The 20,135-nt window shown below is 48.1% G+C and carries 14 protein-coding genes; 6 read left to right on the forward strand and 8 right to left on the reverse strand.

What is annotated here, in order from left to right:
• Positions 1-170: 170 nt before the first annotated feature.
• From BO18_RS22250 to BO18_RS22265, 5 genes are all read right to left on the reverse strand, one after another.
• Complete coding sequence (locus BO18_RS22250) at positions 171-2,123, reverse strand: hypothetical protein (protein WP_034449753.1); 1,953 nt, start codon at positions 2,121-2,123, stop codon at positions 171-173.
• A gap of 625 nt (positions 2,124-2,748) precedes the next feature.
• Positions 2,749-3,864: an IS256 family transposase gene (locus tag BO18_RS22255; protein ID WP_330379675.1), complete on the reverse strand. Its 1,116-nt coding sequence runs from the start codon at positions 3,862-3,864 to the stop codon at positions 2,749-2,751.
• Complete coding sequence (locus BO18_RS35745; RefSeq protein ID WP_242856599.1) at positions 3,779-3,988, reverse strand: transposase; 210 nt, start codon at positions 3,986-3,988, stop codon at positions 3,779-3,781. The genes BO18_RS22255 and BO18_RS35745 overlap by 86 nt, the downstream gene beginning before the upstream one ends.
• 197 nt (positions 3,989-4,185) lie before the next feature.
• Positions 4,186-6,654 carry a M56 family metallopeptidase gene (locus BO18_RS22260; protein WP_034449755.1) on the reverse strand — a complete coding sequence of 823 codons (2,469 nt, stop codon included), beginning with the start codon at positions 6,652-6,654 and terminating at the stop codon, positions 4,186-4,188.
• A gap of 51 nt (positions 6,655-6,705) precedes the next feature.
• Positions 6,706-7,071, reverse strand: a complete 366-nt coding sequence (locus BO18_RS22265; protein ID WP_034449757.1) for a BlaI/MecI/CopY family transcriptional regulator — start codon at positions 7,069-7,071, stop codon at positions 6,706-6,708.
• 114 nt (positions 7,072-7,185) lie between these two features.
• Here BO18_RS22265 and BO18_RS22270 point away from each other — a divergent pair, with 114 nt between their 5' ends.
• The 3 genes from BO18_RS22270 to scfB are packed head-to-tail and all read left to right on the forward strand — an operon-like array spanning position 7,186 to position 10,224.
• Complete coding sequence (locus tag BO18_RS22270) at positions 7,186-8,571, forward strand: DegT/DnrJ/EryC1/StrS family aminotransferase (RefSeq protein WP_034449759.1); 1,386 nt, start codon at positions 7,186-7,188, stop codon at positions 8,569-8,571.
• Between the two features lie 57 nt (positions 8,572-8,628).
• Positions 8,629-8,775, forward strand: coding sequence for a six-cysteine ranthipeptide SCIFF (scfA, locus tag BO18_RS22275; RefSeq protein WP_034449761.1), 147 nt, complete (start codon positions 8,629-8,631; stop codon positions 8,773-8,775).
• Positions 8,776-8,826: 51 nt separating this feature from the next.
• The gene (scfB, locus tag BO18_RS22280) at positions 8,827-10,224 is read left to right on the forward strand and encodes a thioether cross-link-forming SCIFF peptide maturase (protein ID WP_242856600.1); all 1,398 of its coding nucleotides are present in this window, start codon (positions 8,827-8,829) and stop codon (positions 10,222-10,224) included.
• A 66-nt stretch (positions 10,225-10,290) separates the two neighbouring features.
• Here the strand turns inward: scfB and BO18_RS22285 are convergent, their stop codons facing one another.
• The 3 genes from BO18_RS22285 to BO18_RS22295 all read right to left on the reverse strand — a co-directional run bounded on the left by BO18_RS22285 (position 10,291) and on the right by BO18_RS22295 (position 14,943).
• A complete protein-coding gene (locus BO18_RS22285; protein WP_034449765.1) occupies positions 10,291-11,169 on the reverse strand; it encodes a hypothetical protein in 879 nt (292 codons plus the stop codon).
• 62 nt (positions 11,170-11,231) lie between these two features.
• On the reverse strand, positions 11,232-13,208 hold the full coding sequence (locus BO18_RS22290) for an ABC transporter ATP-binding protein (RefSeq protein WP_330379618.1): 1,977 nt from the start codon (positions 13,206-13,208) through the stop codon (positions 11,232-11,234).
• On the reverse strand, positions 13,201-14,943 hold the full coding sequence (locus BO18_RS22295; protein ID WP_034449766.1) for an ABC transporter ATP-binding protein: 1,743 nt from the start codon (positions 14,941-14,943) through the stop codon (positions 13,201-13,203). Before BO18_RS22295 ends, BO18_RS22290 begins: the two co-directional genes overlap by 8 nt.
• A 156-nt stretch (positions 14,944-15,099) precedes the next feature.
• Here BO18_RS22295 and BO18_RS22300 point away from each other — a divergent pair, with 156 nt between their 5' ends.
• The 3 genes from BO18_RS22300 (at position 15,100) to BO18_RS22310 (ending at position 19,955) form a co-directional block, all read left to right on the forward strand.
• Positions 15,100-16,737 carry a class I adenylate-forming enzyme family protein gene (locus BO18_RS22300; protein WP_034449768.1) on the forward strand — a complete coding sequence of 546 codons (1,638 nt, stop codon included), beginning with the start codon at positions 15,100-15,102 and terminating at the stop codon, positions 16,735-16,737.
• A gap of 106 nt (positions 16,738-16,843) precedes the next feature.
• Positions 16,844-18,409 (forward strand): sodium:solute symporter family protein, encoded by a 1,566-nt coding sequence (locus BO18_RS22305; RefSeq protein WP_034451599.1) that lies wholly within the window; start codon positions 16,844-16,846, stop codon positions 18,407-18,409.
• A 232-nt stretch (positions 18,410-18,641) separates the two neighbouring features.
• Positions 18,642-19,955 carry an IS4 family transposase gene (locus BO18_RS22310; RefSeq protein ID WP_034442651.1) on the forward strand — a complete coding sequence of 438 codons (1,314 nt, stop codon included), beginning with the start codon at positions 18,642-18,644 and terminating at the stop codon, positions 19,953-19,955.
• Positions 19,956-20,135: the final 180 nt, after the last annotated feature.

Genomic DNA, 20,135 nt, shown 5'->3' on the forward strand with positions numbered 1-20,135 from the left:
ACGGTTTATTAATCTGATCATAAAGGGCGTCTCAAGATGAGGCGCCCTTTTCGTTTCCTCTTATACAGACCTTACGCAAACTATCCCGGAAAAGCTTCGGGGCCGTCTCATGCTCTTCGCTTTGAGACAGCCCCTTTGTGCTTCCAGGATATGGAGGGTGACTGATTAATTTATGCAGGCTCTACCATTGTCATGACTGCCTTGTACATCCAGTGATAATCGTTCATGTCGTAGTATTCGTTGAGAAGAGGAACGAAGTCCACTCTTACGATGTTGCCTTCCGAATCCTTGAAATCGATGTGATCTACCTCATCGAGTTCAACGGGTTCCACAATATCGCCTGCCTTGATCGTCTTTGTCTCGGATGTTGCAATGCCGTCCCTGACGATAACGCCTGTCATGTCATTTGTTGCCTTTAATGCTGCAAATGCGTCAAACTCTGTGTGGTTGTCAGCCGGGATGGGCATTCCGTTTTCGGAAACCTTGAAGAATCTTGTTCCTGAGAGCTTGCTGTCTGAGGCGTTCTCCTCACAGCAGGGGAAGCAAGTTGTGCTGTTCATACTGAGAACCGAAAGGCCTTTGCACGTACCGCAGTCCAGGCAGTTATTCTCGTAGATATTGAAAACGTACAGAGTGGAATAGCCGTTGGCATCGCATGTATCGACATATATGAAGGCTTTGTAGCCGATATCCAGGAGGTAGGCATCGGTCAGGATAAGACCGTCTTTGGCATTACCTACCGGCATATCGTATGTATCTTCATTGTATGTGATCCTGATGACATCCTGACCTGCATTCACGCTGTATAAGGTCTCGACCATGAAAGAACCGTAATAGCTTGTAGTCCACCAGTTTCCGCCGCCGTAATTGAACTCGAACACATCACCGTCCTTGAGATACATTATGGCTTCCCTGCCGTATACGGGTGTGACCATGCTGTGTATAGCCCTGTAGATCCAGCGGTAGTCGTTCATGTCGTAGTATTCACAGCACTGTTCGGTAAAATCAACGCGCACCGTATTTCCGCTTGCATCCTTAAGGTCGATGTACTCGACTTCGTTAAGTGCTACGAGCTCAACGGATTCTCCGTTCTTGATCGTCGTCTGTCTGCTTGTAACCTTGCCGTCTTTAACGATGTAACCTGACAGATCCTTTGCGGCTTTTATGGCTGCAGATGAGAGACTGCTGTAGTTATCTGCAGGAACCGGCATGCCGTTGGCGGATACCTTGAACTTTCTTTCGGAAGCCATGTGGCCGTATCTTCCGCCGTCGTCATAACCCTTGAAGGAAGATGTTGTCGTAAATGTGGGACCTGAGATGGCAAAACCGGAAAGTACACCGACACGGCAGATGGAAGTATCTGTTACTTCATAGACGTTAAGATCGTTATTGTCGCATCCTCTTACCGTCTCCACATAGATAAAAGTCTTTCCGTTATTTCTGAACAGATATGCATCGCAATAGCATCTTGTCGAACTTACGTCTACCCTGCATTCATTTCCGCCGTTTAACTTGTAAACAAGCAGATCATTGCTGTAGTAAAGATCTACGGTACCGAAATCCCCCTTAAGACTGAAACCGCCTGCGTTGTTCTCGAAATGATAGACCGTGCCCTCCGCGATCTTCGCAAAACCGGTCTTGGCCTGTGTATCTTCAGACTTGCTGTCAACTGATACTGCCTCTGTGACAACGGGTGTGGGAGTTACGGTATCCTTATCGGTATCCTTGACGGAAACTGTGGTGTCCGTATCCTGTCCGGGAACTGTGGTGTCCGTATCCTGTCCGGGAACCGGTGTTACCGTATCAACTGCAACTGTCGGTTTATTAATATCTTCAGGAATATCATTTACTGCTGCTGTTTGATCGGGATCTGCCTCACCGACCTGGTACAATACCTTGCCGTCGAGGGATGCGTTTACTGCACTCTCAATGGATTCCCCTGCAGATCCTGATACGACCAGGCTCTCGATCGTGATGCCATCTGCCTTTACTTCTGCCGAGCATCCTGTTGCCGCGATGGCGATAGCGCCTGTGAGCATTACCGATGCCAATGCCGGAAGCTTTGTGCTCTTTGTAAGTTCTGTAACTGTTCCCCTCTTGATAGGTTTAACTATAGATTTCATTTTGTTATCCTCCGATTTATTTTTGAGTATTCTACGTTTGTAGAATTCTCTTCACGCGGCCATTCTACATTTGTAGAAAACAGATGTCAATACTTTTTTCTACATTTGTAGAATTATTTTTTCGGAGTGTGAAAAATGAGGTGATTTGGCAGGGAATGCCAGCGGCTTCAGAAGCTTGGTAAAGCCGGAATTGGTGCCTGAACTCAATTCAAGTGTTCCTGTGGAAGACGCTGCCACTTGTCGGTATCGGAATCAGGATGAAATCTTCATTTCTGATACCTTGTGGCAAGCATGATATCGTTTTCGAGGAAAAATCTTTAAAAACGATATCTGCTAAAGAACCATGATATCGTTTTCGGAAAAAAATCTTCAAAAACGATATCTGCTGAAGAACCATGATATCGTTTTCAGGGAAAAGTCTTAAAAAACGATATTTGCCGAAGAACTGAGGTATCGTTTTTGGAAGAAAATTTCCATTTACGATACCCACCATAATCCAGGGTAGTCAAGTCCAAAGTTTTGTGTAAATTCATTCCTTAGTATAATTCGTAGTTCTTTGACAACAACTCTGAGTGGAGCGTAGCGGAATGAGGAGTTGTTGTCAGCGCGCCTCGTTCCTGCTCCCTCAGGCCACCATGGTGGCCATCTGCTCCTTGGCTATCTGTTCAAGTTTTGGAATCAATTCTTTTATTTTTTCTATACTTGGCTTGTAAAAGGCCCTATGTTCCATTTTCTTCACCTGATCGTTTCGTTCCAGAAGCACTGAGCCCATAAGTCTGATAAGTGATTCCTGGTTGGGGAATACTCCAATCACATTAGATCTTCTCTTAAGCTCTTTGTTCAATCGCTCTATATGGTTGGATGTCCTTAGTTCTCGCCTCATTTTCTCCGGAAACACCATCACTGTCATTGCATCTTCAAACCCTTCATCTAAGCAGCTCATGGCCTTTTCAGCTATATCCTTGTAATCGTTATATATCTCATTTTTCTTGGCTCTGGCTTCCTCTATGGTCTTGCTGTTAAACATGCTGACAAGTTCTGAGCTTATTCCTAACCTGTACGACTTGGGAATGCTGTTCACAATATTCTTGAGGAAGTGGTGCTGACATCGCTGCCAGGGAACCATGGGATAGACTCTATGGAATGCATACTTTATCCCTTCGTGAGAATCCGAGATAAACATGTTTACCCCTCTGAGTCCTCTCTTTTGGAGCTTTCGCATAAAGTCTTCCCAGTATTCTTTTGTCTCTGAGGGGTATGCTTCAAATCCGATAATTTCTCTTACACCACCGGTATTAAATGCATAAGCTATAAACAAGGCTTTGGATACTATCCGGTGATTCTCCCTTACTCTGAAATATGTTGCGTCTACAGAAACGAACGGGTATTCATCCACCAAAGGTCTCTCTTTAAACTCTGTGACTCTCTTATCCAATTCCTTACAGGCTTCAGATACTGTGGATTTTGAGAACGCTTTTCCGCAAAGGGTCTCCATTACAGTGGCTACCTTTCTTGTGGATACGCCATTTACAACCATTTCAGCCATTGTACTTACAAGAGCTGCCTCACTGGTTGAATAGTTATCGAAGATCAAGGTCTTAAACGGAATGTTCCTGTGCCTTGGGACAGTCAGTTCTATGCTGCCTATCCGTGTCTTAAGTTCTCGGGTGTAGGAACCGTTCCTGCTGTCTGTCTGTCCGTTCTTCAGATCTCTCGTACGGTTGTGCTTTAAGCTGTTCAGTTGATTCCGCCTGCATAATCTGATTCAGACTTTCCTGAAGCAATTTCTTGAATGCACCTTCACGATCCTGAGACATTAAAAGTAGAATTTCCTCTTGTGTTAAAGTAATATTCAATTGAGCCATGTTCTTAACCTCCTTAATTGTTCTGGACAAACTAATTATACAAGGTTAAGCCACACGGCTCTTTTATTTTGAATTTACACAATTATATGGGCGCGGCCTCCAGGGTATCGAAATATCGGGAATACTTTTCTTTTCGATACCTCTATGAAACGTGGCCGACTTGTACCCCAGCCGTTAAAAGCCTGGAAAACTCCGCATCACAGCGGAACAAACATATCCGAGATCGCGACGTAGAGCCATCTGCTGTTGCCTTCAACATAGAACCTGTCATGCCAGGAGGTAAAGTCAAGTCTTACGACCGTTCCGTCGGTTCCGTACTTTACATCGATATAACTCTTATCATCGGTCTCGACCAGGACGACAATGTCGCGCTCCTTTATCGTCACAGGCTCATCCCAGTAAACGTGGCCGTCCCTTACAACATATCCGGTGTATTCCGCTGCTGACAGGAGCGTCCTTCTGTAAGCGAACGTAGTGATCCTGCCGCTGGCGGCCACAGGAAGGAAGTTGTCGGGCGATACTTCGTAATACCTGATGATGTCGACGAGGGGGTCTGTCCCGTAGCACTCGACACAGACAATACCGTAGATAACGAACGGATCGTAGTAGATATAGATGTCATTGACTGACCCTGCAAAGGTGACACGCTGATCGCCGATATCATAGACATAGATAGCAGGATCGGTGTTTGCCGGGAAGAACTGGATATATATGAGAGTCCTTCCGTATGCCCTGATAAGATACATAAATGCATTATCAGGCTCCGGGATGTCTTCGGTAAACTCATAACCGTTGACATTGAATACCGCTTTTTTGCTCGAAAGCAGGTTTACGTTGACAGAGCCGTAATCGCCCTCAAGGTAGAATTCGGAACTGCCTTTCTTGTTGAACTTAATGATGCTTCCTTCTGTAAGATTATCGAAAGTCGGACCCTGTGACGCCTCCGGGACACTGGTGGTCTCTGATGTCTCCGATGTTTCTGAAGTCTCAGACGTGGTCTCATCCGTTAAAGTCTCTTCCGTCTGAACAGGAACATAATCCGGGTTATGCTCGTTATTAAGTATGTTGATCATATCAGCAGCAAAGTATCTGCCTTCGACGGGAAACAGCTGATCTATATGGAAAGTCAGGTTGAATTTATCAAGATCTGCCTCACTGCCGTCGACGGAATATACGGGATAATCAGCAACACCGGTATGTTCGGGGTCTTCTCCGTTTATAAGTGCGTCAACCGTATAGCCTTTGTATTCAACCGATTCACCGCTTGGCTGAGTGGTCCTTCTGACGATGAGATCTCCATATGGATAATAAACGTATTCATCGCCGCCTTCAGGACTTTTGATCATATTCTCGAAAACCGGTACGGTCTTTCCGTCCCTGAAAGCATAGAGACTTACTTCCGACTGAAGTTCACTTCCGGCATTAAGCTTCTCTACGACCAGTTCCGGAATAAGATCGCTGTCCGCATAGATAAGCAGATATTTATACTTTGAATCGCTTCCGTTTGCTTCAACGATATCCAGATATGCCTTGGCATAAGTCAGTTCTTCTGATGTTTCTTCCGTGGACTCTTCTGTAACCCCGCCGGCAGCAATGCTTTCTGTCATTGAAGGTTCAGGGACAACCGGTGCTTTCCTTGCCCAAGGCTGATGCTCAGCTGATGCGGCTGAAACCAATAAAGCGAACACCATCGTGACGACTATGGATACGATCTGCAGGGCTTTGGAATCTATCTTGCTGTCAAGAAGATTAGTTACCCTGAGCTTGGTCTCCATCCCACCGAAGCCGATGCCGCTGAATGCGGTGCTCTGCATGAAAGCTCCCCTGTTGTCATCAGCCGCGTGCCTTACCAGTGACTTGCAGTATTCTTTTACCATCGAAAGGCTGAAGTTGCTCGTCGTCTCTTCATCGACTCTCATTTCGATGTCGGCGCAGAGCATGAAGAAAGCGATCCATACGAGAGGATTGAACCAGTGAATGCTGAGGATTATGTAGCTGACGAGCTTGGTCACGCCGTCCTTGTTCTTGATATGTGTCCACTCGTGATTCAGGACATATTCGCGCTCGTCATCGTCCATGTTTATCGGGAAGAATATCTTCGGGCTGAAGATGCCGACAACAAAGGGCGAATCGATGTTGTTTGCCATGTAGTATCTTCCGTCAAAAGAGCGCGAACTCCATCTGGCCTTGGAATAGAACAATGCATACCTTATTGCCGAGAACACGAGCATGGATACAGCAACAGCAAACCAGATCACTGCTATGACGTCCTTTGCCGAGATCTTAGATGTTTGTGCAGCAGGCTTGGTTACATTCTGAACTTCCTGACTCCCGCTGCCGTCATCTGCAAGTGTTACGGCCGGTGTCTGAACAGTCTCCTGAACGGAATGGTCAACAGTCGTGATCTCCCTGATCCTGGTCTCGGGATCGTAAACATAATTCTCATCTTCCTGTATTACCGGCGTGAAGAATCTTCCCACATTGAGAGCGCTCGTCGGGGAATTGAAATTGAACGGGATCACAAGCCTCAGTCCGACGATGATCCAGAAAAGGATCAGGATGCGCTTGGGGCATTTCTTGAATATGAGCCTGAAAAGTAGAACCGCAAGGATGGCAATACTGCCGTACAGGCTCATCTCCAGGACTTTATAGAATATCTCGCTCATAGAAAAACTGTTCCTCTATTCCCTCTATGTAACCCTCGTTTAAGGAAAACATTATTCCTCGGTATGCTCCTCGATCATGTCGATCAGCTTGGCCGCATCTTCCTTGCTCATCTTCTTGCCGCCGCCCAGGAAGGCATTTACGAACATGGGGAGTGATCCTTTGAAGCTCTTTTCGACGAGCTCCTCACTCTGCTGCTGCTGAAGTTCGTCACGGCCGACGAGGAAAGTGATAACGGACTTCTCGTTCTTAATAAAGCCTTTGTCTGCCAGTCTCTTTAGCATGGTGTAGACCGTGGTCTTCTTCCAGCCGTGCACCATCTCGCAGATATTTGAAAGATCACCTGAAGATACGGGTGAATATTCCCAGATCAGTTCCATCAGCTTATATTCGCTGTCACCGATTGAATTTTCTTTCATAGACATAATCTCCCTTATATATTTTTCCATAATTCTACACGTGTAGAATATTGATGTCAACTTTTTTATAGTCTTCTTTTGTGTTACCTTACAATTAAAAGGACGGACAAAGGGATGAAGTACGACAACGACAGGCTCGGAGCAGCTTTGAAGCTCTACTTGGGAACTGACCCTCTGCCGATGCATATGCCGGGCGGCAAGCGCAATCCGGACTTTGTATCCCAGGCATTCATGCGCGATATCACCGAGATCGGCGGCTTCGACAATCTCCACTCACCCAAAGGGCTTCTGAAGGATATGGAAGACTGCGCCGCCTCGCTTTGGAAAGCGAAAAACGCATTCATCTCGGTAAACGGCTCGACCGCACTGATACTTGCGGCAATCTGGAGCGCTTCCATTCTCAATCCCGGCACAAAGATCCTTACCGCCATGAACTGCCATCTGGCGGTCTGGAACGCTATAGAACTCACCGGATCCACGATCGTTCCGCTGATGCCGGCATTTGACATCGGACTGCCTTTTGCAGGACCCGTTGCCCCGTCAGACATCGAACGTAATCTCGCAAGGGACCCTTCGATAAAGACTGTCATCATCACTTCACCGACATACGAAGGCGTCCAGTCCGACACGGAGGAGATCTTCCGCATTACGAGAAAATACGACGCCCTCCTCATCACCGACTGCGCACACGGCGCGCACCTGGGTCTGGACGATGCCTTTTTCGGGCCGGACAGCAGAGGCGACATCGTGATAAAGAGCCTTCACAAGACCCTCTCATCCCCTACCCAGACAGCGGTGATGCTCCTTCATGAGGGATGTCCCGTCGATGTGTCTCTCATTAGAAGAGGACTTGATATCTTCGAGACTTCGAGTCCTTCCTACGTGCTCCTTCAGGGCGTGTCGAAATGTCTTGCCGGCCTTAACGCCAAGGGTTCTTCGATCCTGAAGCCGTGGGAGAATGCAATCTCATACGCCGAGAGCAACCTTAAGGGACTCCGCAATTTCAAGCTCTGGGAGGCACCTGTCAGGGAGAGATCCAAATTCGTTCTCATGGGACTGGGCGATGTTCTTTTCGAGTACTTAAGAGGAACCTTCAACATAGAATGCGAAGTGAGCTTCCCTTCCCACCTCATCGCCATGACCGGCATAGGAGATACTGAGGAATCACTCAAGCGGTTCTGCGACGCGGTCATAACGACCGACGGAGCCATGGAAGGCCAGTACATCGAGGCGCAGTTCATATCAAGACCGTATCCGAGGTTCAAGACCACTCTGCAGGAAGCGGCAAGATACCGCCTGCTCTGCGAAGAACTCGAACCGGAAAAAGCGATCGGACGCGTATCGGGAGAATTCATCTACGGATTCCCGCCCGGTATCCCTCTTCTCATGCCAGGTGAGACGATAACCGAAGAGACTCTGAAGATCCTTTCGAGAGGCGATATCCATCTGCTCATGGGCGGAGGCAGGAACTACAACGGACTGATACCCGTTCTGCCTTGACTGTAAAGGTCCTTCAAAGTATAATTCACGTATTAAATTCTAAGGGAGATTATTAACATGACAAGAATCGTTACTGTTGAGACAAGAGATCTCGAGAAGTCAGCTAAGGAAGGCGGCTGCGGCGAGTGCCAGACATCCTGCCAGTCCGCATGCAAGACATCTTGCGGTGTTGCCAATCAGGCATGCGAGCAGCTCAATAAATAAGCTGAGTTTATCTTAAACACTTAAGGTCCCATTTTACGTGGGACCTTTTTTATGAAATCGGGAGTTTACATGATCCACTGCTATCAATTTGACGGTCTTAACATCGTACTCGACTGCTATTCGGGTTCCATTCACATGGTCGACAAGGTCGCCTATGACATGATCCGCTGGTATGAGAACATGCCTGCTGAAGAAGTCATCTCGAAAGCTGTCGAAAAGCACGGCATCTCAAGAGAAGACGCTGAGGAATGCATCGCAGACATCGATGACCTGAAGACCGCCGGAAAGCTCTATGCTCCCGACAAATACGAACACCTGGCAAAGGATTTCAGGAAAAAGAACATCAAGATAAAGGCTCTCTGCCTTCATGTCGCCCACACCTGCAATCTCAACTGCTCCTACTGCTTTGCGAGCCAGGGCAAATACCACGGCGAACGCGCCATAATGAGCTATGAGGTCGGCAAGCGCGCAATCGATTTTCTCATAGAGAATTCCGGTTTCCACAAGAACCTCGACATAGACTTTTTCGGCGGCGAACCCCTCATGAACTGGGACGTCTGCAAACAGCTCGTTGCCTACGGACGTGAACAGGAAAAGCTGCACAACAAGAATATCCGCTTCACTCTTACGACCAACGGCATTCTTTTGGACGATGAAGTCACCGAATTCTGCAACAAAGAAATGCATAATGTCGTTCTCTCTTTAGACGGCCGCAAAGAGGTAAATGACCGCTTCAGAGTAGATTACGCAGGCCACGGTTCCTACGACAGGATCGTTCCGAACTTCCAGAAGTTCGTCGCAAAGAGGGGCGACAAGAGTTATTACATGCGCGGCACGTTCACGCACTACAACACTGACTTTCTGAACGACATCAAACAGATGCTCGACTTAGGCTTCAACGAGCTCTCTATGGAGCCCGTAGTCACCGATCCGTCGAGTCCTTCAGCCATTACAAAGGAAGATCTGCCCGTCATCTTCGGACAGTACGAGGATCTCGCCCGCCTCATGGTCGAGCGTTATAACGAAGGCAGACCATTCACCTTCTACCACTACATGCTGGATCTCACATGCGGTCCCTGCATCTACAAGAGGATCGCCGGCTGCGGTTCAGGCACTGAATATCTCGCCGTCACGCCCTGGGGCGATCTCTACCCCTGCCACCAGTTCGTCGGTGATGAGGCATACAGGATGGGCTCAATCTACGAGGGCGTCCAGAACACGGAACTCCGCGACAAATTCGCTTCATGCAACGCTTACAGCCGTCCGGAATGCAAGGACTGCTGGGCCAAGCTCTACTGCTCCGGCGGATGCGCTGCAAACTCCTATCACGCGTCAGGCGACATCAACGGTGTCTATGAGATGGGATGCGATATCTTCCGCAAGAGGATTGAGTGCGCGATAGCCGTCAAGCTCCTGACTTCAGGGCTTGAGCAGCCGGGCAACGGTTAATATTTCCTTTTTTCGCGAATCAGTCAAAGAACGGTCCGATCGGCGCCGGGTCCGATAAGCACCTCATTATCTGGGTGCGTTTATTCCGAAGAAGACGTGATCGTCGGGGTTTTCGTCGATACCGAAAAGAGTCGGCCCGACAAAATACGGTGTGTTGTCTTCGAGGACCTTCTCCAGAGGCGTATCGGTATCGTCAGCAACGTAGACATACATAAGGATCCCGTCGTAGCCTTCGGGAACGATGAAGTACGAAGTCTGGGTCAGTTTGATGTACTCTTCCCTTATGACCATGCCGTCGCCTGCGTCTGTCGCGTAACTGTCGAGCACTTCCGTCTCACGGAACTCATAGCAGCTGATATGGAACTTCTTGCCGTTCTGGATGTAGTTGCCGGTTACGCCGTAGCTGTCGATCTGCGTCGACAGGTTTACCACAGGAAACTTAGTCCCGGAATAGAAATCGACGAAACCGACGCCGTGATATGAGAAGAAAGAATTATATGCGCTCGTAGGTTCCTTGGTACAGATCGGGAAAGTCTGTGTATATGTAACCTCATATATTACATAGCCGTCCTCATCTGCAGGATACTCGATTATCATGGGTCTGCTGATGGTGGATACATAGTTCAGGTTCTCATTGACCTGATTACCGTTGTAGTCGAGCGTATAGTAGCAGAAGAAATTATCGACGTCCCCGTTCGCCATGTTCAGATGCTGTGTGGCACCCCAGGGTTCATCGTAATCGGGAACATAGTAATCGTCGAACGTCTCCATGACATCGACCTTGGAAAGATCATGAGAAGGGGTCCTTACCGAGACAGTCTCATAGGTGGTCGACGACGGTAACGTTGGCTTGGGTTTGTTACCGCTGCCGCCGTGTGAGCCGCACGAAGACAGGAGCAATGAAAAAACAGTTGCTGTAAGGATGATGGTCAATTGTTTCTTCATATTATCTTTTCCTTTATTCCCACTGACGCTTTTTTCTTCATCAGATAATTATATCATTCACTTCACTCGAGTTCGAATGCACCCGTGTACAACTGATAGTACGTGCCCTTTTCGGCAATGAGCTGCTCGTGCGAGCCGCGCTCGATTATCCTGCCGTGGTCAAGTACCATGATGACATCCGAGTTCATAACGGTGGAAAGACGGTGCGCGATGACGAAGACCGTGCGTCCTTCCATGAGCTTGTCCATACCGCGCTGAACGATGGCTTCAGTACGGGTATCGATCGAGGATGTTGCCTCGTCGAGGATCATGACGGGCGGATTAGCAACTGCCGCTCTCGCGATGGCGAGAAGCTGTCTCTGACCCTGTGAGAAGTTGGCACCGTTATTGGTGAGCATCGTATTATAGCCGTCAGGGAGACGCTCGATGAAGTCAGCTGCGCCGGCGAGTTTAGCCGCGTCCTTACATTCCTCATCGGTTGCATCGAGTCTGCCGTAACGGATATTTTCCATAACGGTACCGGTGAAGAGGTTCGTCTCCTGGAGAACGAGACCCAGTGATCTTCTGAGGTCCTTCTTCTTAATCTTGTTGACGTTGATGCCGTCGTAGCGGATCTTACCGTCTGCTATGTCATAGAAACGGTTGATGAGGTTCGTGATCGTGGTCTTGCCCGCACCAGTGGCGCCAACGAAGGCTACCTTCTGTCCGGGCTTGGCGAAAACGGATACATCGTAGAGGACCTGCTTTTCGGGAACGTAGGCAAAGTCAACTTCGTTGAGCGTTACATCGCCCTTGAGTTCAGTATACGTGATAGTACCCTCAGCCTTATGGGGATGCTTCCATGCCCAGCGTCCTGTCGGATGGTCAGCTTCCGTGATCGTTCCGTCTGCAGCTATGTCGGCATTAACGAGCGTTACGTAACCGTCGTCGGTCTCAGGTTCTTCGTCAAGGAGAGCGAAAACACGCTCCGCGCCGGCACCGGCCATGACGATGGCGTTCATCTGCATCGTGAACTGGTTGATGTTGCCCATGAACTGCTTACTGCCGTTAAGGAACGGAACGATAACGTCGATGCCCATCGGGAGGCCTGAGATGGAGATATTGGTTACTCCGAATACCATCATGAGACCGCCGCCTACAGCAAGGAGAACGTATACGATATTGCCGATATTGCCGATGATGGGCGCAAGGATGTTGGCATAGGTATTAGCCTTGCCGCTGTCGTCAGCGAGCCCGTTATTGAGCCTGTTGAATTCCTCGGAAACCTTCTGCTCGTGGTTGAAGACCTTTACGACCTTCTGACCGTTCATGATCTCCTGAATATAACCTTCGGTGGCAGCAACCGCCTTCTGCTGTCTGACAAAGTACTTTGCGGAACCTGCGCCGACCTTTCCCGTGGCGAAGATCATGGCGATGATGCCCAATACCATGATAAGCGTCATCCAAAGGCTGTAGTTGATCATGATGATGAACAGCGAGATGATGACCGCGCCTGCCCTGAGGATCGTCGGGATCGCCATGGAGACGAGCTGTCTCAAAGTATCGATATCATTGGTGTAATGGCTCATGATATAGCCGTGCTTATGAGTATCGAAATATCTAAGAGGCAGAGTCTGCATCTTGTCGAAAAGATCGGTTCTCAGCTTATGCAGGAATTTCTGTGTCATGTACGCCTGAAGCTGCGACTGGAGTATGCTGACGATGGCAGCAAGCGCATATATTATGATCAGAGGGATAAGGAAAGATACGATCTTGATCTTTGCGGTCTGCCAGTCGCCTGTCTCGACAGTTTCAGTAAGGACTGCCGTAACTTTCTGAAGGAATACGGCAGGCATGGATCCGGCAACAGCGTTATAGATAACGCAGATCGCAACAATAACCGAGAGTACGGGAAATTGTTTGATATACATCTTAAGGACACGCTTAAGGCTGTCCATGGATCCCATGATCTGGGACATCGATGCGGGACCTCTTCCTCTTCCGCCCGGAGCGGGTGCCGCTTCTACCGGCTTCTTGGGAGCATTGGGCTTATTACTCATCACCTGATCCTCCCTTCGTCTGTTCTTCATAGATCTCACGGTAGATCTCACTTGTCATAAGGAGTTCCTCGTGAGTTCCGGTGCCCATGATCTTACCGCCGTCCATGATGACGATCATGTCACACTCCTGAACGGAAGCAACTCTCTGGGCGATAATTATCTTTGTGGTCTCAGGGATATACTCCATGAAACCCTTTCTTATCAAAGCATCAGTCCTGGTATCGACAGCGGATGTCGAGTCGTCGAGGATAAGTATCTTCGGCTGCTTGAGAAGGGCCCTCGCTATGCAGAGTCTCTGCTTCTGGCCGCCGGATACATTGGTTCCTCCCTGCTCGATGTATGTGTTATATCCGTCAGGGAACTGTGAGATGAACTCATCGGCCTGTGCTATCCTGCATGCCGCTACTATCTCTTCGTCAGTCGCATTCTCGTTGCCCCAGCGGAGATTCTCCGCGATGGTACCGGAGAACAGCTCATTCTTCTGAAGCACTACGGATACCGCATCTCTTAATGTCTTTACGTCGTAATCCCTGACCGGAATGCCGCCTACTTTGACCACACCCGCGGTGGCGTCATAGAGCCTCGGTATGAGCTGGATGAGAGTCGTCTTGGACGAACCCGTACCGCCCAGGATACCGACGGACATTCCGCTGTCTATATGAAGATCGATGTCAAAGAGAGCATCTCTTGCAGCCTTCTCGGAATATCTGAATGCGACATCCTCGAAATCGATCGATCCGTCCGGAACTTCCATGACGGGCTCGGCGGGATTCGTGATCGAAGGCTCCTCGTTCAGCACTTCAACGATACGCTTAGCCGCCTCAACGGACATCGTGAGCATTACATAGATCATCGATACCATCATGAGCGACATGAGGACCTGGAATCCGTATGTCATGAGAGCGGAGATCTGACCGATGTTCATCGTGGTGCCCTGGCTTGTTACGGCCATCTTGGAACCTATGTAAAGAACAAAGACAACGTTAAAGTGCAGGCAAAGTTCCATCAGAGGTGAATTGAGTCCTACGATCCTCTCGGCCTTGGTGAAATCCCATCTGATGTTGTCGGAAGCCTTGCCGAATTTTTCCATCTCGTATTCTTCCCTGGCAAAGCCCTTGACTACACGCATGCCGCGGACGTTCTCTTCGATGGATTCGTTCATCTTGTCGTACTTCTTGAAGACCGCGCGGAAAGCAGGCATTGCATACTTTCCGATAAGTATCAGTCCGATACCGAAAACAGGAACAACGATAAGGAATGTCGTGGCAAGAGATCCGCCGAGGATGTATGCAACGATGATGGCAAAGATGAACATGAAGGGCGCTCTTATGGCGATCCTTATGAGCATCATGTATGCGTTCTGAACGGTAGTGATGTCGGTCGTCATTCTCGTGACGAGAGACGATGTGGAAAACTTATCTATATTCTTAAAAGAGAATTTCTGAACCTTCTCGAACATATCGGCTCTGAGGTTTCCTGCAAATCCCGCAGAAGCTTTCGCCGAATAATTGCCGGCCAGAGCACCGCACACCAGAGAAAAGATGGCTGCAACCGTTATGATTCCTCCGATCCTTAATATGGTATCCATCTGGGCGCCGGCCTGTATCTGGTTTACCATGTCCGATGTAAAGAACGGGATCAGAACTTCAAGAATTACTTCGCCGATGATGAATACAAGTGACAGTATCGACTGTTTCTTGTACTGGCGAATAGACTGCATCAGTTTTTTGATCATAAATATTTCCCCGAATAATAATAAGACACCATATTATAAATCACTATAAAAATAAAGTGTACTTTATTATTTTGTTTTTTGACGAACATCGGCTGCGATGATATTATTGTCTTTGGCTTTATTTAAATAAAGGTAAAGCGCCAGGGAGGAATAATAATGCCTGTAACAGATTTATTGAGACGCAATGCCAGAGAGCATGGCGATGAAGTGGCTCTTATCGAGCTCAATCCCGCAATGGAAGAAACGAGAAAGATCTCTTTCAAGGAATTCGACCTTGTCCAGCAGACAAAGTCCACACCTTACCGTCACGAGATCACATGGCAGATCTTCGACGAAAAGTCGAACAGAGTAGCAAACATGCTCCTCGGACGCGGGATCAAAAAAGGCGACAAAGTAGCTATCCTTATGTTTAACTGCCTTGAGTGGCTTCCTATCTATTTCGGTATCTTAAAGACCGGTGCCATAGCAGTTCCTTTTAATTTCAGATATACGGCAAACGAGATCTCATACTGCGCTGATCTTGCAGAGATCTCAGTCATGTTCTTCGGACCGGAGTTCGTGGACAGACTTAATATCAATGCAGAAGAGCTCGCAAAGGACAGACTTCTCCTCTATGTAGGTGACGGTCAGGCTCCCGAATTCGCAGAGAATTACTGGCAGCAGGTTGCTGACTATTCCTCAAGAGATCCCATGATCGAACTTACTGAAGAAGATTATGCAGCCATCTACTTCTCATCCGGCACGACAGGATTCCCCAAGGCGATCCTTCACCCTCACAGAAGCCTTACACAGGCTGCTGAGATGGAAGCCGTACACCATGAGACAGGCAAGAACGACTGCTTCCTCTGCATCCCGCCCCTCTACCACACAGGCGCCAAATTCCACTGGATGGGCTCCTTGTGGACATGCAGCAGGGCTGTTCTTCTGAAAGGCACAAAGCCTGACGTTATCTTAAAGGCAGTTTCCGACGAGCAGTGCACTATCGTATGGCTCCTCGTACCGTGGGCTCAGGACATCCTCGATGCACTTGACCGTGGCGATTTGAAGCTCTCTGATTACAAGCTCGATCAGTGGCGTCTCATGCACATCGGCGCACAGCCCGTACCTCCGTCACTCATCCGTCACTGGAAGGATTACTTCCCGAATCACCAGTACGATACAAACTACGGTCTTTCCGAATCCACCGGCCCCGGCTGCGTTCACCTTGGACTCGAAAATACTCACAAGGTTGGCGCCATCGGCGTTCCGGGTTACCGTTGGGAGTGCAAGATCGTTGACGAGAACGGCAACACAGTACCTCAAGGCGAGGTCGGTGAGCTCTGCGTCAAGGGTCCCGGCGTAATGCTCGAATACTACAGAAACCCTGAAGCAACAAAGGAAACTTTGAGAGACGGATGGCTCTTCACCGGCGACATGGCACGCCAGGATGAAGACGGTTTCTATTTCCTCGTTGACCGTAAGAAGGACGTTATCGTATCCGGCGGTGAGAACATCTACCCTGTCGAGATCGAGAACTTCCTTCAGGAATATCCTAAGGTAAAGGACGTTGCGGTAATCGGTCTTCCCGACAAGAGATTAGGCGAGATCACAGGTGCCATCGTTGAGATCGAACCCGGCAGCAACTGCACCGTTGAAGAGCTCGAAAAGTTCTGCACACAGCTTCCCCGTTACAAGAGGCCGAAGCAGATCATCTTAGCTGACGTTCCGAGAAACGCCACCGGAAAGATCGAAAAACCTGTTCTCCGCAAAAGATATGGTGCGGAAAGACTTGTAGAACAGGAAAATCAGTCTTAAAATGTAAGCCTTGTGTCTTTTTAGGCACAAGGCTTATTTTTTGAATAAAAACGCTTCTTATCATTTTGAGGGTGGAAGAAGCAAAAGTGAGGAACAAAACATGGATCTGGCAATCAAGATTATCTTTCTGGTAGTCTTTTTCGCCGTCATGATCGGAATCGGCATCATGACACGCAAAAAGGCAAACAGCGTTGAAGGCTTCGTATTGGGCGGCAGAAACGCAGGCCCCTGGCTCACGGCTTTCGGCTACGGTACATCCTACTTCTCCGCGGTAGTATTCATTGGATACGCAGGACAGTTCGGATGGAAGTACGGTGTGGCATCGACATGGATCGGTATCGGAAACGCCGTCATAGGTTCGCTTCTCGCGTGGATCATCCTCGGCAGAAGAACGCGAGTCATGACAAAGCACTTGAACTCCAAGACGATGCCTGACTTCTTCGGAAAGAGATTCGACAGCAAGGCTTTAAGAGTTGCAGCAGCCCTCATCTCCTTCATCTTCCTTATCCCTTATACATCTTCAGTCTATAACGGCCTTTCAAGACTCTTCAACATGGCCTTCAACATCGACTATAAGGTCTGCATCATCGTAATGGCAGCTCTTACCTGCGTCTATGTCATCTTAGGCGGCTACATGGCAACAGTCGTAAACGACCTTGTTCAGGGTATCATCATGCTCTTCGGCATCACGGCAGTAATCGCTACAGTCCTTAACAACAACGGCGGATTCCTCAGCGCTCTCACCACGCTTTCACAGTCAGAGTCCGACCTTCCCGTTACGGCAGGCATGCAGGGTGCGTTCACATCATTCTTCGGACCTGACCCTCTTAACCTCTTTGGTGTAATCATCCTTACATCCCTCGGTACATGGGGTCTCCCCCAGATGGTCGGCAAATTCTACGCCATCAAGGACGAGAAGTCCGTCAAGGCAGGAACCATCATCTCCACTATCTTCGCATTCATCGTTGCAGGCGGCTGCTACTTCTTAGGCGGTTTCGCAAGACTTTACGAAGGCAATCCCGCTATCTACAAGGATGACGGCTCAGTCATGTACGACTCCATCATCCCCACCATGCTCGAGAACCTCCCTACCATTCTCGTAGGTGTCGTTATCGTGCTCGTTCTTTCCGCTTCGATGTCCACACTGTCTTCCCTCGTTCTCACATCGAGCTCAACAGTTACTTTGGACCTCATCGAGCAGATCAAGCCTAAGAAGAACGAAGACAAGAAGAAGAGAGAAAAGACACAGCTCGTTACGATGCGTCTCCTCCTCGTTTTCTTCATCGCAGTATCCGTACTCCTCTCACTTAACCCTCCGACATTCATCGCTCAGCTCATGGGTTATTCATGGGGCGCACTCGCAGGAGCTTTCCTCGCGCCTTTCCTCTGGGGTCTTTACTGGAAGAAGACAACAAAGCTCTCCGTATGGGTATGCTTCATCTTCGGTGTCGGCTTCACTGTTGCCAACATGTTCCTGAAGTTCATCGCTTCACCTATCAATGCAGGCGCAGTCACAATGGTTGCAGGCCTCATTATCGTACCCCTCGTAAGCCTTATCACACCTAAGCTTGCCAAGGACAAGGTCGACGGCATCTTCTCCTGCTATGACGAGAAGGTCACTGTCGAGAAGAAGTATTCGCTTCCCGAGAATGCACCGGCTGACGAAGCGTAATAGACTTTACTTGAAGCTTTTAAAAGGCCTGTCACTTGGGTGCAATGTCATTAAGTTAAGACAGTAATCCCGAAGATCCTCATACCGCAAAGGTATGGGGGTCTTTTTTTTGAGGATTTTTTTACTAAAGGGTTGACACGCACACCAAAGTGTGCGGCCTCTTTGAATCCTTATATGGAAGATTCAAAGAGGCCCTTGGAATTAGGAAAACCTGATTTCAAGGAGGTGCTACATGAAACCTAAACACGTAAAGAGACTGCTTTCATCAGCCGTAGCCGAAGTTGCCGGTACACCCGAAGCCTATTGCGTTAACCCTGATCGCGACTTTACCAGAACCCGGAAAATCTCTCTGCAAAAGCTTATTTCCGGAATAATCAACATGGAATGCAAGAGTTTGCCCAACGAACTGATCGATATGTTTAAAGGAACTTCGGATATACCGTCAGTTTCAGCATTTGTACAGCAACGGGACAAACTGAAGCCAGAAGCCTTCGAAGCAGTGTTCAACAAGTTTACTGCCAGACTTACAGTTAATTCTGGCGATATGCCGGTGCTTGCGGTAGACGGTTCTGATGTTCGTTTGCCAACCAATCCTGACGATAAGTTGACATATCTTCCGGGTTCAAGAACACAAGATCCCTATAACAGTCTGCATATCAATGCGTTATACGACCTAAACCAGCATCTTTACAGAGCCGTGGTCATCCAGAATGGTGCTCAGAGAGACGAGTGTTCAGCTCTGCAACAGTTAGTAGACCGTTCAGATATACATTTGGCACTGGTTATTGCAGATAGAGGCTATGAGTCCTACAACAATCTTGCTCATATTCAGGAGAAAGGCTGGTACTTTCTTATCCGTATAAAAGACGGTAATTATGGAATAAAGAACGGATTTGATCTTCCCAATGAGGATTGTTTTGACCAAAGCATAGTTTTGAACTTAACAAGAAAGCAAACGAATGAAGTTAAACAACTGATTAAAGACCGTAATCACTTTAGATACATTGCCAATTCCAGTCCTTTTGACTATCTCCCGCAATATTCCCGCAAGGCTGATCCGCTTGTTTTCTACACACTTAAATTCAGAATAGTCAGATTTAAGATATCTTCAAACACTTACGAAACAGTTATTACAAATCTTCCTGGAGATAAGTATCCTCCTGAAAAATTAAAGGAACTGTATGCTTCCAGATGGGGAATTGAAACATCTTTCAGGGATCTTAAGTACACAATAGGACTTCTTAAATACCATTCAAAAAAGACGGCGTGTATCCGGCAAGAGATCTTCGCACGGCTTACTCTGTACAACTTTGTTGAAGTGATTACCTCGCACGTAGCCATTTCAAAGAAACAAAGAAAGTACACTTACAAATGCAACTTTTCAGTTGCAACGCACGTATGTAGACTGTTCCTGCACGGACAAACATCGCCGCCTTATGTAGAATCCGCAATTGCCAAGTGTCTAATCCCAATAAGACCTAACCGTAAACGAAACAGGTTTGTGCTTGGTGAAGTATTGCAAAGATTCTTCTACCGCGTAGCATAGCACAGCAGACAATCGAAAGAAACCAAAAGGCAGACTCAATCTGTCTGTTTGCGCTGCCTGAAAAATGAAAAGAGACTGAAGATTTCACTTCTCCAGTCTCTTTTTTTATTTGTTTTTGTGATCTCTTTGAGTCAACGTCGTCTTAACTTAATGACATTGCACTTGGGTGGCGGGCCTTTT

Source organism: Butyrivibrio sp. AE2032, assembly GCF_000702965.1.

Bases quoted from the DNA above. Each gene is read 5' to 3' on its own strand.
- BO18_RS22250 (WP_034449753.1), bottom strand. From the start codon at position 2,123: ATGAAATCTATAGTTAAACCTATCAAGAGGGGAACAGTTACAGAACTT.
- BO18_RS35745 (WP_242856599.1), bottom strand. From the start codon at position 3,988: ATGGCTCAATTGAATATTACTTTAACACAAGAGGAAATTCTACTTTTA.
- BO18_RS22260 (WP_034449755.1), bottom strand. From the start codon at position 6,654: ATGAGCGAGATATTCTATAAAGTCCTGGAGATGAGCCTGTACGGCAGT.
- BO18_RS22265 (WP_034449757.1), bottom strand. From the start codon at position 7,071: ATGAAAGAAAATTCAATCGGTGACAGCGAATATAAGCTGATGGAACTG.
- BO18_RS22270 (WP_034449759.1), top strand. From the start codon at position 7,186: ATGAAGTACGACAACGACAGGCTCGGAGCAGCTTTGAAGCTCTACTTG.
- scfA (WP_034449761.1), top strand. From the start codon at position 8,629: ATGACAAGAATCGTTACTGTTGAGACAAGAGATCTCGAGAAGTCAGCT.
- scfB (WP_242856600.1), top strand. From the start codon at position 8,827: ATGAAATCGGGAGTTTACATGATCCACTGCTATCAATTTGACGGTCTT.
- BO18_RS22285 (WP_034449765.1), bottom strand. From the start codon at position 11,169: ATGAAGAAACAATTGACCATCATCCTTACAGCAACTGTTTTTTCATTG.
- BO18_RS22290 (WP_330379618.1), bottom strand. From the start codon at position 13,208: ATGAGTAATAAGCCCAATGCTCCCAAGAAGCCGGTAGAAGCGGCACCC.
- BO18_RS22295 (WP_034449766.1), bottom strand. From the start codon at position 14,943: ATGATCAAAAAACTGATGCAGTCTATTCGCCAGTACAAGAAACAGTCG.
- BO18_RS22300 (WP_034449768.1), top strand. From the start codon at position 15,100: ATGCCTGTAACAGATTTATTGAGACGCAATGCCAGAGAGCATGGCGAT.
- BO18_RS22310 (WP_034442651.1), top strand. From the start codon at position 18,642: ATGAAACCTAAACACGTAAAGAGACTGCTTTCATCAGCCGTAGCCGAA.